The 12,158-nt window shown below is 69.8% G+C and carries 15 protein-coding genes and 1 CRISPR repeat array; of the genes, 9 read left to right on the plus strand and 6 right to left on the minus strand.

Features of this window, described 5'->3' with window-relative positions; translation table 11 throughout:
- Positions 1-7: 7 nt before the first annotated feature.
- Positions 8-808 (minus strand): DUF4097 family beta strand repeat-containing protein, encoded by an 801-nt coding sequence (locus O7543_RS28740; RefSeq protein ID WP_281550998.1) that lies wholly within the window; start codon positions 806-808, stop codon positions 8-10.
- 129 nt (positions 809-937) lie between these two features.
- Here O7543_RS28740 and recO point away from each other — a divergent pair, with 129 nt between their 5' ends.
- The 7 genes from recO (at position 938) to O7543_RS28775 (ending at position 6,879) form a co-directional block, all read left to right on the plus strand.
- Complete coding sequence (gene recO, locus O7543_RS28745) at positions 938-1,714, plus strand: DNA repair protein RecO (RefSeq protein WP_281550997.1); 777 nt, start codon at positions 938-940, stop codon at positions 1,712-1,714.
- Positions 1,711-2,517 carry an isoprenyl transferase gene (locus O7543_RS28750; RefSeq protein ID WP_281550996.1) on the plus strand — a complete coding sequence of 269 codons (807 nt, stop codon included), beginning with the start codon at positions 1,711-1,713 and terminating at the stop codon, positions 2,515-2,517. The genes recO and O7543_RS28750 overlap by 4 nt, the downstream gene beginning before the upstream one ends.
- Positions 2,518-2,829: 312 nt before the next feature.
- Positions 2,830-3,105 carry a hypothetical protein gene (locus O7543_RS28755; RefSeq protein WP_281550995.1) on the plus strand — a complete coding sequence of 92 codons (276 nt, stop codon included), beginning with the start codon at positions 2,830-2,832 and terminating at the stop codon, positions 3,103-3,105.
- Positions 3,106-3,214: 109 nt separating this feature from the next.
- Positions 3,215-4,303: an iron ABC transporter permease gene (locus O7543_RS28760; RefSeq protein WP_281550994.1), complete on the plus strand. Its 1,089-nt coding sequence runs from the start codon at positions 3,215-3,217 to the stop codon at positions 4,301-4,303.
- A 67-nt stretch (positions 4,304-4,370) separates the two neighbouring features.
- Positions 4,371-5,360 carry an ABC transporter substrate-binding protein gene (locus O7543_RS28765; RefSeq protein WP_281550993.1) on the plus strand — a complete coding sequence of 330 codons (990 nt, stop codon included), beginning with the start codon at positions 4,371-4,373 and terminating at the stop codon, positions 5,358-5,360.
- On the plus strand, positions 5,357-6,184 hold the full coding sequence (locus O7543_RS28770; RefSeq protein ID WP_281550992.1) for an ABC transporter ATP-binding protein: 828 nt from the start codon (positions 5,357-5,359) through the stop codon (positions 6,182-6,184). Before O7543_RS28765 ends, O7543_RS28770 begins: the two co-directional genes overlap by 4 nt.
- Positions 6,181-6,879, plus strand: a complete 699-nt coding sequence (locus tag O7543_RS28775; RefSeq protein WP_281550991.1) for a class I SAM-dependent methyltransferase — start codon at positions 6,181-6,183, stop codon at positions 6,877-6,879. Before O7543_RS28770 ends, O7543_RS28775 begins: the two co-directional genes overlap by 4 nt.
- A gap of 274 nt (positions 6,880-7,153) precedes the next feature.
- Here the strand turns inward: O7543_RS28775 and O7543_RS28780 are convergent, their stop codons facing one another.
- The 5 genes from O7543_RS28780 to O7543_RS28800 all read right to left on the minus strand — a co-directional run bounded on the left by O7543_RS28780 (position 7,154) and on the right by O7543_RS28800 (position 11,082).
- Positions 7,154-7,390 carry a hypothetical protein gene (locus tag O7543_RS28780; RefSeq protein WP_281550650.1) on the minus strand — a complete coding sequence of 79 codons (237 nt, stop codon included), beginning with the start codon at positions 7,388-7,390 and terminating at the stop codon, positions 7,154-7,156.
- Positions 7,365-8,633 (minus strand): IS4 family transposase, encoded by a 1,269-nt coding sequence (locus tag O7543_RS28785; RefSeq protein WP_281553859.1) that lies wholly within the window; start codon positions 8,631-8,633, stop codon positions 7,365-7,367. The genes O7543_RS28780 and O7543_RS28785 overlap by 26 nt, the downstream gene beginning before the upstream one ends.
- Before the next feature lie 111 nt (positions 8,634-8,744).
- Positions 8,745-8,997: a CRISPR direct-repeat array (repeat unit 36 nt; unit sequence GTTTCAATCCGGCGCGGTTTTCGTGTGCTCGGGGAC).
- Positions 8,998-9,380: 383 nt separating this feature from the next.
- Positions 9,381-9,824, minus strand: a complete 444-nt coding sequence (locus tag O7543_RS28790; protein WP_281550989.1) for a winged helix-turn-helix domain-containing protein — start codon at positions 9,822-9,824, stop codon at positions 9,381-9,383.
- Positions 9,821-10,363, minus strand: a complete 543-nt coding sequence (locus O7543_RS28795; RefSeq protein WP_281550988.1) for a UTRA domain-containing protein — start codon at positions 10,361-10,363, stop codon at positions 9,821-9,823. Before O7543_RS28795 ends, O7543_RS28790 begins: the two co-directional genes overlap by 4 nt.
- Positions 10,360-11,082 (minus strand): XRE family transcriptional regulator, encoded by a 723-nt coding sequence (locus tag O7543_RS28800; RefSeq protein WP_281550987.1) that lies wholly within the window; start codon positions 11,080-11,082, stop codon positions 10,360-10,362. Before O7543_RS28800 ends, O7543_RS28795 begins: the two co-directional genes overlap by 4 nt.
- A 129-nt stretch (positions 11,083-11,211) precedes the next feature.
- Between O7543_RS28800 and O7543_RS28805 the strand changes: the two genes are divergently transcribed.
- Positions 11,212-11,685, plus strand: coding sequence for a hypothetical protein (locus tag O7543_RS28805; RefSeq protein ID WP_281550986.1), 474 nt, complete (start codon positions 11,212-11,214; stop codon positions 11,683-11,685).
- Complete coding sequence (locus tag O7543_RS28810) at positions 11,685-11,960, plus strand: hypothetical protein (protein ID WP_281550985.1); 276 nt, start codon at positions 11,685-11,687, stop codon at positions 11,958-11,960. Before O7543_RS28805 ends, O7543_RS28810 begins: the two co-directional genes overlap by 1 nt.
- The last annotated feature ends 198 nt before the right edge of the window (positions 11,961-12,158 follow it).

Below are 12,158 nucleotides of genomic sequence, written 5' to 3' on the forward strand. Positions count from 1 at the left end.
CTCCTGATCAGTCCCGGTTGCGATCGATGGTGATGCTCCCGCTGCCGGTCCGTGCGTCGATCAGATGCTCGCCGTCCGGATCGTCCGGCACCCGTACGTCGGCCGATCCGGATCCGGTCTCGGTACGGATCCGGTAGCTACCCGCGGGCACGGTGACGTGCACCGACCCACTGGACGTCTCGGCGCGCACCGGACCCGGGTCGTCAAGGGTGAGTGCCACCTTCCCGGAGCCGGTGGTCGCGACCACGCCATCGCCGCTGAGATCGCGGCCGTCGATGGAGCCGGAACCGGTGTGCAGCTCCGCCGGACCGGACAGCCGGTACGCGGTGATGCCGCCGGAACCGGTCCGCGCGTCCACCCGACCAGTAGCCCGGTCGATGGTGATGCTCCCCGATCCGACCCGGACCGACACGTCCGACACGTCGAACAGCATCAGCTGGCCGGAGCCGTTCTCACCCTCGACCGAGACGCCCGGGGGCGCGACGATGTCGTACGACACGTCGCACCGCCAGCCGCACGACGTGTCCAGTTCGAGCACCGTCCCGTCAATCCGGTAGGTCCGACCCGGCTCGGAGCGCTGGTAGCGGACGACCCGCTGGATCTCGACCGTGTCACCGGGCCGGGTCCGCACCAGCACGTCCCCGTCGCCGGATTCCACGATCCGTACGGCGGTGATCGGGACCGTCTCGGTGTCGTCGAAGTCCATCTGGTGCCAGTCAAGCGGTGCGCACGCGGCCGAGGTGACGGCCAGCAGCGCGACGGTCGACGCGGCGGCGAGTGCGGTGGTCGTGGTGCGGGTGCGAGTCATGCCGGTGACGCTATGAGCGCCAACGGCGGGGCACATCCGGCACGGCCACGAATCTGTCCCGGATCGCGACCCTGAGTCCGCATCAGGGCCGGTCGCCGGCACGCCCGGTCGGCGCGGGACAATGACCGGGTGCCCGGATACCGCCGCCAGCTCTACCGCGACGACGCGGTGGTGCTCCGCGTACAGAAACTGGGCGAGTCCGACCGGATCATCACCCTGCTGACCCGCCGGCACGGCCGGCTGCGGGCGGTGGCCCGGGGGGTACGCCGGACGACCTCCCGGTTCGGTGCCCGGCTGGAGCCGTTCGGCCACGTCGACCTGCAGATCGCCGGGAACCCGGACGGGCCCGGTAGCTCACTGCACACGGTCAGCCAGGTCGAGGGGCTGCACCTGTACGGCAAACGGTTCCTGGCCGACTACCCGCGCTACACGGCCGCCAGCGCGATCGTCGAAACCGCCGAGCGGCTCACCCCGGTGGAGCGGGAACCGTCGCTGCGGCTGTTCCAGCTCACCCTCGGCGCGCTGCGGGCACTGGCCGAGGGCGACCACGCCGGCACCCTGGTGCTCGACGCGTACCTGCTGCGCGGGATGGCCCTCGCCGGCTGGGCGCCGGCGCTGCGCGACTGCGCGGTGTGCGGCACCAAAGGCCGGCACCGGGCGTTCTCCGTACCGGCCGGGGGGTGTGTCTGCCCGGACTGCCGACCACCCGGCGCGGCCCACCCGGCCCCGGCCACCATCGACCTGATGGCCGCCCTGGCCACCGGCGACTGGCAGGTGGCGGACACGTCGGAACCGGCCACCCGGCGGGAGTGCAGCGGGCTGGTGGCGGCGCACCTGCAGTGGCATCTGGAGCGCGGGTTACGCTCGCTGCCGCTGGTCGACCGTTCCCAGGAGACGCAACCATGACCAAGGGCAGGGGCCTGCGCCCGCCGGTGGCACCCACTCCGCACCCGTCCGGGGCCCGGCCACCGGCGTTGCCGAAGCAGGCGCTGCCCGACCACGTGGCGATCGTGATGGACGGCAACGGCCGGTGGGCCAAGGACCGTGGTCTGCCCCGCACCAAGGGGCACGAGCAGGGGGAGTTCTCGCTGTTCGACACCGTGGAAGGCGCGATCGAGCTGGGGATTCCGTACCTGTCGGCGTACGCCTTCTCGACGGAGAACTGGCGCCGCTCGCCGGACGAGGTCCGCTTCCTGATGGGCTTCAACCGTGACGTCATCCGCCGTCGCCGCGACCAGCTGGTCGACCTGGGGGTACGGGTGGTGTGGTCCGGCCGGGCCGGCCGGCTGTGGAAGAGCGTGATCTCCGAGCTGCAGACCGCCGAGGAGATGTCCCGCCACAACAGCACGCTCACCCTGCAGTTCTGCGTCAACTATGGCGGCCAGGCGGAGATCGCCGACGCGGCGGCGGCGATCGCCCGGGACGTCGCGGCCGGCAAGGTCGACCCGGCCCGGGTCAACGAGAAGATGCTGGCCCGCTACCTCTACCACCCGGAAGTGCCCGAGGTGGACCTGTTCCTGCGGCCGTCCGGCGAGCAGCGGACGTCGAACTTCATGCTCTGGCAGTCGGCCTACGCCGAGCTGGTCTTCCTGGACACCCTCTGGCCCGACTTCGACCGGCGGCACCTGTGGTACGCCTGCGAGCTGTACGCGCAGCGGGACCGCCGGTTCGGTGGCGCCCTGCCCAACCCGGTGGCCCCGCAGGGCTGAGCTGCGTACCGGCCCGGCGCGCCGCCGGGCTGTCTGGAAAACCGGGTGCGCCGGGGGAGCGCACCGGTTAGCGTGACGGTCATGCGCTTCTGACGCCCTCTCAACGCAGTGCCGCGACCGCTCGGCGGTCGCCGTCGATCCGTGCCGTGCGGGTTCCCGCCGCCGGTCGGCCCTGCGGGCGTCACGGCGTCTCCGGCTGGCTGGTCCCGTCATCGTGGACCGTCGTCGGTGACTGCGGCGCCCGCCTCCCGCATCTCACCCGTCACCGCCGCGGGTTCGCGTGGCGGTTCGCAGCCAGGAGGTCTTTCCCGCATGGCGCAACGACCAGAACAAGACACGACGACGCCCCGGTTCACCGTGCCCGACAACGCCCCGAGTGACCTCGCGTTGCCCGAGGTCGCTCTGTCCGAGATCGATCTGCCCGAGGTCGCGCTGCCTGAGGACGCGCTGCCCGCCGAGGGTCGGCGCGCTGCCCGCGCGCTCGCGTCGGGCTCCGGCCCGCAGGCCAGGAGCGCCCGCCCGGACCGGCTCGCCGGTCGCGGTCAGCGCGCCGGCAAGGGCCGCAACTACCAGTTCCGGCGCAGCTGACCGACGCCGAGGTGAACAGTGCCTCACCGCCTTCCGGATCCGCTGATCTTGCTGCTAGCTTTTGCCATAACTTTGCAAGAGCAACAGATCGGCGTACGGGGGTGGGGCGATGGCGGCGGCCACCCTGTCGGCAGCCCGCAGCGACCTGCTCGGCGTCGCCGCACAGCGCCGCCGGACCGGGATCTGGCTGGTCGCGCTGACCGTCGGGCTGGTGGCCACCGCCGTTGTGGCGGTCGGCTCCGGTGCCATCGGGATCGCCCCGACGACCGTCGCCGCCATCATCGGCAACCAACTCGTCGGACTGCCCGTTGAGGCGACCTGGAGCCTTCCGGAGCAGGCCATCGTCTGGCAGGTCCGGCTGCCCCGGGTGCTGCTCGGCATGCTCGTCGGTGCCGGGCTGGCGGTGTGCGGAGTGGCGTTGCAGGCGATGGTCCGCAACGTGCTCGCCGACCCGTACCTGCTGGGCATCAACTCCGGAGCGTCCAGCGGCGCGGCGGCGGCGATCCTGTTCGGGGCCGGTGCCGGCTTCGGCCAGTACGCCCTGTCCACCAGCGCTTTCATCGGCGCCCTCGCCGCGTCGCTGCTGGTCTTCCTGATCGCCCGTAGCGGCGGCCGGGTCACCTCGATCCGGTTGCTGCTGTCCGGAGTCGCCGTCGGCTACGCGCTGTACGCCACCACCAGTTTCCTGATCTTCGCCTCCGGGTCGGCCGAGGGTGCCCGGTCGGTGATGTTCTGGCTGCTCGGGTCGCTGGGGCTGGCCCGCTGGGACGCGCTGCTGGCGGTGGCCGCCGTCGTGCTGGTCGGGACGACCGGGTACCTGACAATCGTCGGCCGGCGACTGGACGTGCTCGCCATCGGCGACGAGACCGCGCAGACCCTCGGCGTGTCACCGGACCGGTTCCGACTGCGCCTGCTGGTGCTGGTCTCGCTGAGCGTCGGCGTGCTGGTCTCCGCCGCCGGCAGCATCGGCTTCGTCGGCCTCGTCGTGCCCCACCTGGCCCGGCGGCTCGTCGGCGCGCCACACGTACGGGTGGTGCCGGTGGCCGCCCTGCTCGGCGCGATCCTGCTGGTCTGGGCCGACGTGCTGGCCCGGGTCCTGCTGGCCCCCCAGGAGATCCCGATCGGGATCATCACCGCGCTGCTGGGCGCACCCTTCCTGCTGGTTTTGATCCGCCGCCTGCACGCCGCGTCCGGGTGACCACCGGGCCTGCCCGAGCACCGGGTCCAACTGGGCCCCCGAGTTTGCCGAACAGTCGAGGAGCACCATGAGGACAAGCCGTACCACCGCCGTCGCGGCGGTCTCCGCCGCCGTGCTGCTCGCCGCCGGATGCGGCGAGGCCGGTGCCGACCCCGCGCCGGACGCCGCCGACGGCTACCCGGTCACCGTCACCAACTGCGGCGTCGACGTCACCCTCGACGCTGCGCCGGAGCGGGTCGTGCTGCTCAAGAGCGCGGCCGTGCCGTACCTGCACGCGCTCGGCGTGCTGGACCGGGTCACCGCCCGGGCCGGGCAGTACCCGGCGGAGTACTACGACGAGGCGACCCTGTCCGAGCTGGACCGCGTCCCGCTGCTGACCGACAAGACCGACACCAGCGGCCACCTGCAGATCTCCAAGGAAGTGGTGATCAGCCAACAGCCGGACCTGGTGCTCGGCGAGGTGGACAACCTGTCCCGGGACACGCTGTCGGCGGTGGACATCCCGCTGCTCGAGGAGCCGGCGATGTGCCCGGGAAGCACGGCGGTGCCGACCTTCGACGACATCTACGCCCAGATGCGAACGTACGGCGAGGTGTTCGACCGGGCCGACGAGGCGGCTGCGGCGGTCACCGCGCTGGAAGAGCGGATGGCGCAGGTGCAGGCCCAGGCCGGGGCGGGCTCCGGCCGTACGGCCGCGGTGCTGTACCCGACCGTCGGCGGCGGTGTCACCTACGCGTACGGCACCGCCAGCATGGCGCACCCGCAGCTGGAGGCGGCCGGGTTCCGCAACGTCTTTGACGACGTACCGGAACGGGTCTTCGAAGTCACCGTGGAGGAACTGCTCGGCCGCGACCCCGACGTGCTGGTCCTGCTGTACAGCGACGGCGACCCGGCCGCCGTCGAACAGGGCCTGACCGGGCTGCCCGGGGCGGAGAACCTGGCCGCCGTGCGCAACGGCGACGTGCTGACCCAGCTGTTCAACTTCACCGAGCCGCCGACCCCACTGTCCATCGACGGACTTGAACGGATTGTGCAGCACTTCCAGGCCGAGTCGTGATCACCGCGACCGAGGTCTCCTGGCGCTACGGCGCCAACCCGGTGATCGACGGGGTCAGCGTGACCGCCCGACCGGGCCGGGTCCTCGGGCTGATCGGCCCGAACGGCAGCGGCAAGACCACCCTGCTGCGCCTGCTCCACGGTGCCCTGCGCAGCGGCGGTGCCGGGCGCAGTAGCGGTGGCGCCGGGCGCAGCGGTGGTGCCGGGCGGGTCGTGGTGGACGGCGACGAGCTGACCGGCCTGCCGTCGCGGGAGGTCGCCCGCCGGCTGGCCGTGGTGGTGCAGGAGGCCGGCGGCGCGGACACCGCGCTGACCGTGGCCGAGCTGGTGCTGCTGGGCCGGGGTCCGCACCTGTCGACGTTCCAGCGGACCAGTCGGGCCGACCGCGAGATCGTGGCCCGATGCCTGGCCCGGGTCGGTGCCGCCCACCTGGGTGCCCGCGCGTTCGCCGGGCTGTCCGGCGGCGAACGCCAACGGGTGCTGATCGCCCGAGCTCTCGCCCAGCAGGCCACCCATCTGCTGCTCGACGAGCCGACCAACCACCTGGACATCCGCTACCAGCACGAGGTCCTGCAACTGGTGCGGGACCTCGGCACCTGCTCCATCGTCGTACTGCACGACCTGAACCTGGCCGCCCGCTACTGCGACGACCTGGTGCTGCTCGGCGAGGGTCAGGTGGCGGCCGCCGGCAGCACGGACGAGGTGCTCGACCCGGCGGTGCTCGAACCGGTCTACGGGATCGGCATCCGGCGGCTGGACCTCGACGGAGCCATCCACCTGCTGTTCCGCCCACACGAGGCGACCGAGGAGAGGACCGCGGCATGACGGCCGTACAAGACCGGATCAACGCGTACTGGACCGGCCGGGCACCCGGGTACGACGCGTACGTGCAGCGCCCTGAGCGGTTCGCCGCCGACCAGCAGGCCTGGTCACAGGTCTGGGCGGCGGCACTGCCGCCGGCCCCGCTGGACGTGCTCGACGTCGGCACCGGCACCGGACAGGCGGCCATCGTGCTGGCCGGCCTCGGCCACCGGGTCACCGGCATCGACCTGTCCAAGGGAATGCTGGAGCGGGCCCGGCACCACGCCGCCGCGATGCCCGGCGGCCCGGTCATCGCGTACGGCGACGCCGTGTCCCCGGACTTCCCGGCGGCCAGCTTCGACGCGGTGACCAGCCGCTACCTGATGTGGACGCTGCGGGAGCCGCAGGTCGCTGTGGCCAACTGGGTACGCCTGCTGCGCCCCGGCGGCACGGTCGCCGTGGTCGACAGCACCTGGTTCCCCGATGGGCTGGACAACGCCTCGGAGAACTTCGCCGACCATTACGACAGCGCGGTGCGCTCGGCGCTGCCGCTGGCCACAGCGAAGTCCATCGACCAGACCGTGGCGGTGCTGGATGGAGCCGGTCTGCGCGATGTCACGGCCGCACCGCTGACCTCGATCTACGAACTCGATCAACGGTTCGGCGTGGCACCCGACCACGAACTCAAACTGCAGTACATCGTCACCGGCCGTCGCTGACGGTCGCGAGCCGAGTGGGGTGACGGGGTCAGCGGAGTCGGTCCCCTCACCCCCCGGCCGTTCAGGAGGAAACAGTTCGAGGTCGCCTCCAGCGACTGAAAGGCCCTCATTCGAGATCAGCACCATGTACTCGCGCCCGTTGCGCGTGAAGTGAACGCAGCCATGGGTACGGCCGATCTCGTCGGCTACTCCGGGAAGCCTGGCCTTCGCTCCGGATAGCGGCAGCACCGTCACAGACCGAGATTTGGTCTACGCCGGACTCGTGTCAATACCGTCAACTTAACGTGTCTGGCCTGGTCAGGACCCACAACCTGATCTTGGTGCGGGGTGGTAGGGGTTTCTTGTAGTCGTCTGTCTGGCGGGGGTAGCGGCGTCCGGGTTGGCGTTGTTGGCGGGCGAAGCTGCGGATGCGGGGCGTGGCCGGTAGGAGGTTGCGTTCGTCGGTGATCTCGTAGATGACGTCGGCGACCAGATCGGCCAGGTCGTCAGGGGGAAAAGGCCGCGTCGTCACTGACGTGACGCGCGGCTGCCTGCACGGTGCGGGTGAACGATATGCGGTCGGGGTCCAGGTCGGCGTGTTCGGCACCGGCGACGATCAGCGCGCGGATGGCCTGGTAGACGCAGAGCAATGCGTAGACCTCCTGGTAGACCAGGTCCGGGCGCCCGGACCGCGGGACGACCTCGGCGCCGCCGCGCAGCCGGGTCTCCACGTCACCGATCGCGGTCTCCAGGGTCCACCGCTCGTGGTAGAGCTCGGGGAAATCCCGCAGGGGGTAGGCGTCCGGGTCGAGCAGGGTGGTCACCAGGCAGAACAGTTCGCTGACCTCACGGTTGCCGTGCTCGTCCGGCTCGGATTCCACCGTGTACTCGATCACCCGGACGCTGATGCCGGGGATCTGCTCAGGGGGTACCTTCGTCTTGCGGCGGCGCAGCCGTCGTGCCTGTTGCGGGTCGGCGATCCTCGACACATACGAGCCGTCGGCCAGGACCTGCAGCACCGGCAGGTCCACCCCCGCCTTGACTCGCAGTACCGCGTGCGCGCTGGTGGCCACGATCGCGGTCAGGTCCTCGTACGACAGGAAGTTACGGTCGGCCACGACCACGTCCCCGGTTCCCAACCGTGGCCACAACGTGCGGGCCAGGTTCTGCTCCCCGGTGGCCAGCACGCCCACGGCGACGCCTTGCAGGCAGCGGGTACCGACCTCGGCCAACGCCACCACCCGGACCTGCGGATACCCCACCGGTCCGGCCGAGTTCGAGGGCATCCCGAAACGCGCCGCGTTCTCCGGCGTCCGAGCCACATTCATGGTGAACCCGTCGGCGGCCAGCTTCCGCAACCCATGGAAGTACGCCCACGGCGCCGCGGCCGCGTCGGTCACCATCGGCCGCATCGAGGTCGCCAACACCCCCTGCATCGCCTCCGGCCCCAACCGCACCCTGGCCTTGGCCAGCGCCGCCGCCGACGGCTGCATCCCCACCTGCCGCCGCATCCGGTACCGCCGGGCCCACGACAGCCCACCCAGCAGCTTGTTCCACACCTCCACGTACGCGCTGTCGAGAAACAACACGCACGCCATCACGTAGTACGCCATCAACCGAGCCGGCAGCAGCCGATGCCGCTGCTCCCGCGCATCCCACTCCTCGATCGCCAGATCCACCGACTCCGGCGGGAACGCCGCCGTCAACACCCCGACCCCCACCAGATCCGGCAACCGAACCCGCGACCCCGCCTTGACCTGACCAGCCCTCGCCACGAGCAGAGATCATAGACCGCCCCACACTAAGTTAACGGCATTGGGACTCGTGTCCATGGTTCCGGTTTCGGTGACACCCGAAGAACCGTACTGCTCCGCGACTCAATCTCAGTTTAAATCCGGCGCGGTTTTCGTGTGCTCGGGGACGGCATCATCTCGCTGGTGCTGGTACTGGCAAGCTGGGTTTCAATCCGGCGCGGTTTTCGTGTGCTCGGGGACCACACTTCCAGCAGCCGTCCCTGTCGGGCCGCAAGGTTTCAATCCGGCGCGGTTTTCGTGTGCTCGGGGACAGTGAACGGAGAGCTGGACCACGGGGGAAGAGTGACATGTTTCAATCCGGCGCGGTTTTCGTGTGCTCGGGGACCGTGTCCGAAATGTCGGGCGGTCTGACCTGGGCAAACGGGGGGCCTGGAGGGCAACCTTCTGTTGATCATGATCTTGGTAGTGGCTCAGATGATCTCTATGAGGCTGGTTTTCGCAGCTCGGGGGCAGTTTGGGATCTTTCCGCCAACCTCCCCCGGATCCCGGGCGTGTCGGAGGTTGCCGCAATCGACATTTCACCACAACTCCGGCACCTAATCTTGCGTACATCGATGCGTTGTCTGTCCTCAACGGATGCTGCTGGCTCGGCGTGGCTGTCTCACCTCCGTCCGGATACCTAACGACAGGTCGATGTGGAAATTGTCGCGTACCCGGTCGTCTCCGGCAAGGGGGAGCAGTTGTCCGTTGTGCGCATGCTGCGGTTCGTCAAGCGGAGTTCGCCGTGGCCAACTCCACTACCTCGGTGGCGGTCTGGTAAGTGTCGCGGGAGGGCGGTGAGATCAGGCTTTGTCTGGTCCGGGCAGGAGGTATCTGGCCTTGCGCCGGTGGGCGGCTTTGATCATCTCGGTGACTTCGATCGGTTCGCCGGCCCGGGTAGTGGTTCGCTTCGACGGCGATCGGCTGGTTGGCGGTGACGAACACGCCGACGCCGGACTCGCCACGGACGAACCCTTGCTTCTTGAGGATGTTGAGTGCGCGTTGGGTGGCGAGGTTGGAGACGCCGTACCACTGGCAGAGTTGGGCTGTGGAGGGCACCTTGTCGCCGGGTGTGAACTCGCCGGTGAGGATCTGTCGGCGCAGGTCGGCGGCGATCTGGCGTTGGCGGTCGCGTACGTCGTTGGCGGCAGTGTTGTCGGGTTGGTTGGTCATGCGGGTGGGGCCTGCATTTGGTAGGTGTGGCCGGTGGAGCGGCTGGTCACGGTGTGCATGACGGCGTACTCGACGGGTTGGCCGGTGGCGGCGCGGCTGATGCGGGTGAGGACGAGGAGTGGTTCGTCGGCGGGGATGTCGAGGAGTTGCTGTTCGTGGTCGGTCGGCCGTCGTGCGGTGACGTGTTCGGTGACCTGGCGGGGCGCGAGTCCGAGGTCGGTAAGGACCCGTACCGCGCCGCCTTTGATCTTGCGGTTGCCGGCGAGTGGGGTGCCGGCGGCGATGGACTCCGGGTAGTAGGAGTCGGCGAGTTCGACGGGCCGGTCGTCTTCGAGGATGAGGCGGCGGCGGACGACGGCTCGTTCGCCGGCGGCGAGTCCGAGCGCGCGTCTGACCTGTGTGTCTGCGTCGACGGTCTCGACGCCGAGGAGCTGTTGGGTGCCGACGTGTCCCCGGGTGGCGGCCTCGGCGGACCATGCGTCGTGCTGCTGCGAGACGAGGTACGGGTCTGAGCTGCTGGTCCAGCCCTGGTCGGTCATGGGGCCGGTGCTGGTGCGTGGGCTGTTTCCCAGAGGTGTTCGACGTGGTTGGCGTACTGGTCGAAGAGTCCGCCGGGTCCGCGGCGGCGGATGTGCAGGGTGGGGGAGGCGTGTCCGAGTTGGTCGGCGAGGTGGGTGCTGACCAGGGCTTCGTCGTCGAAGATCCAGACGGACAGGCTGATGTGGCGGTCGGTGTGGCGTACCTGTGGGGTGGGTTCGATCTTGGCCAGTTCGGCGGTGGTGATGTCGATGCGGGTGGAGATCGACAGGGCGGCGTTCTCGATGCGTTCACGGTCGCGGGTGACGGGTGAGTCTTTGCGTCCGAGGAGGAAGCGCAGGTCGAGCCCGGATGCGGCCTTGCTCCGCAGCGTGGATGTGATGCCGGGGACCTCGGTCCAGAGGAAGTACGAGGTGTAGCCGGCGCACCAGATGCGGGACGTGGCGCGGTGGACGAGATCGTTCCACAGCTCCCGGGGGACGGCTGAGCGCGTCGGCCACGCGGCGCGGATCTCCCGGTAGTATCCGCGTTTGACCAAGCCGGACCAGATCACGTCTTCATCTTCTCTCAACACCTGAGCGACCTGCGAGCGGTGGCGGGGGTGAGGTACGCGACCGCCGAGCCACCGGGCGACGGTCTTGGGGTCGACGCCGATCTTGCCGGCCAGGGTCGCGGGTGTCATGCCGGTTCGGCTCATCGCGACGTGCAGCGCTGTGTTCATGGTTGATCACTCCCGGGACGTTTGTGAACGTCCCTAGGCTACCTGACGCAGAGGTCCCGGCATCTCCTCCACACAGGAAGAGTCCACAAAAGATCCTTCAAACGCCCTTGATCCGCGATGGAGAGAGCCGTGAACAGGAACCAGGTTCCCGACAACAGGTATCAACGGACCCGACAACCCATGGTCAACGCGGGTCCGACGCCGGACCGGCCGCCGTTGCCGCGACGGACGCCGGGGCAGACGGACATCGGGCGGGACCCACGGTTCCGGCTGCTGGCCGCGCGTGCGGTGGCACCCGCGCCGGATGCCGGGCGTCCAGCTCTCGACGCCGAACGGGCGGTGCTGGACGAGGTGGCGGCAGACATGCGGAACCGGCCGGACGTCGACGTGTTGGACCGTGCGCGGGCGACGGTCACCGAGCACATGCCGAGCCGGTTGGCTGAGTGTCGGGTGTGTGACGTGGCGGCGTTCTGCCCGCCGTTCACCAACGCGTTGGCGGTGTTGGACCGGTGGGATCAGGTCAAGGCGCGTCGGGTGCGGGCGGTGTTGCAGTACGCCGGACTCTGGCCAGACGGATACGTCCACGACGGGCGGGACGACTGATGGCCAACGGGGAACTCCTGCGGGTCGGTGACACGCTGCATCTCGGCAAGGCCGACTGGGTGTTCGGCGACCGGTCGATGACGGTCCGGGTCTCCGACATCCGGTACGGCCTGGACGACGCCGATTCCCCGGTGGCCGGCATCCTCGCCACGATCACGTCGGCCGGGCGGGACGGGCGGATGGCCGCGATCGGCGTCTACAAGAGTGCCCTGATCCGCTCCGGCGTGGTGCAACGCCGGCAGCCACTCAACGGCGTCGACCATCCCCACTCGTAGAGAAGTCAATGAGGATCATGGACATCTGCGCGTTGACGAGCGCCGCGTTGCTCGGTTTCCTCGCCGGGCTGTTCTCATTCCGAGTGAAGAGCCGCTGGTGCCCTCGGTGCGGCGAGCTGACCACCACCCCACCGCCCGCGAGGTGAGGCTGGCGCACCTCAAAACGCGAGATGACGTGCGTCAGCCTCACCTCGCGGC

The organism is Solwaraspora sp. WMMA2080 (assembly GCF_027497395.1).
Classification (GTDB): domain Bacteria; phylum Actinomycetota; class Actinomycetes; order Mycobacteriales; family Micromonosporaceae; genus Micromonospora_E.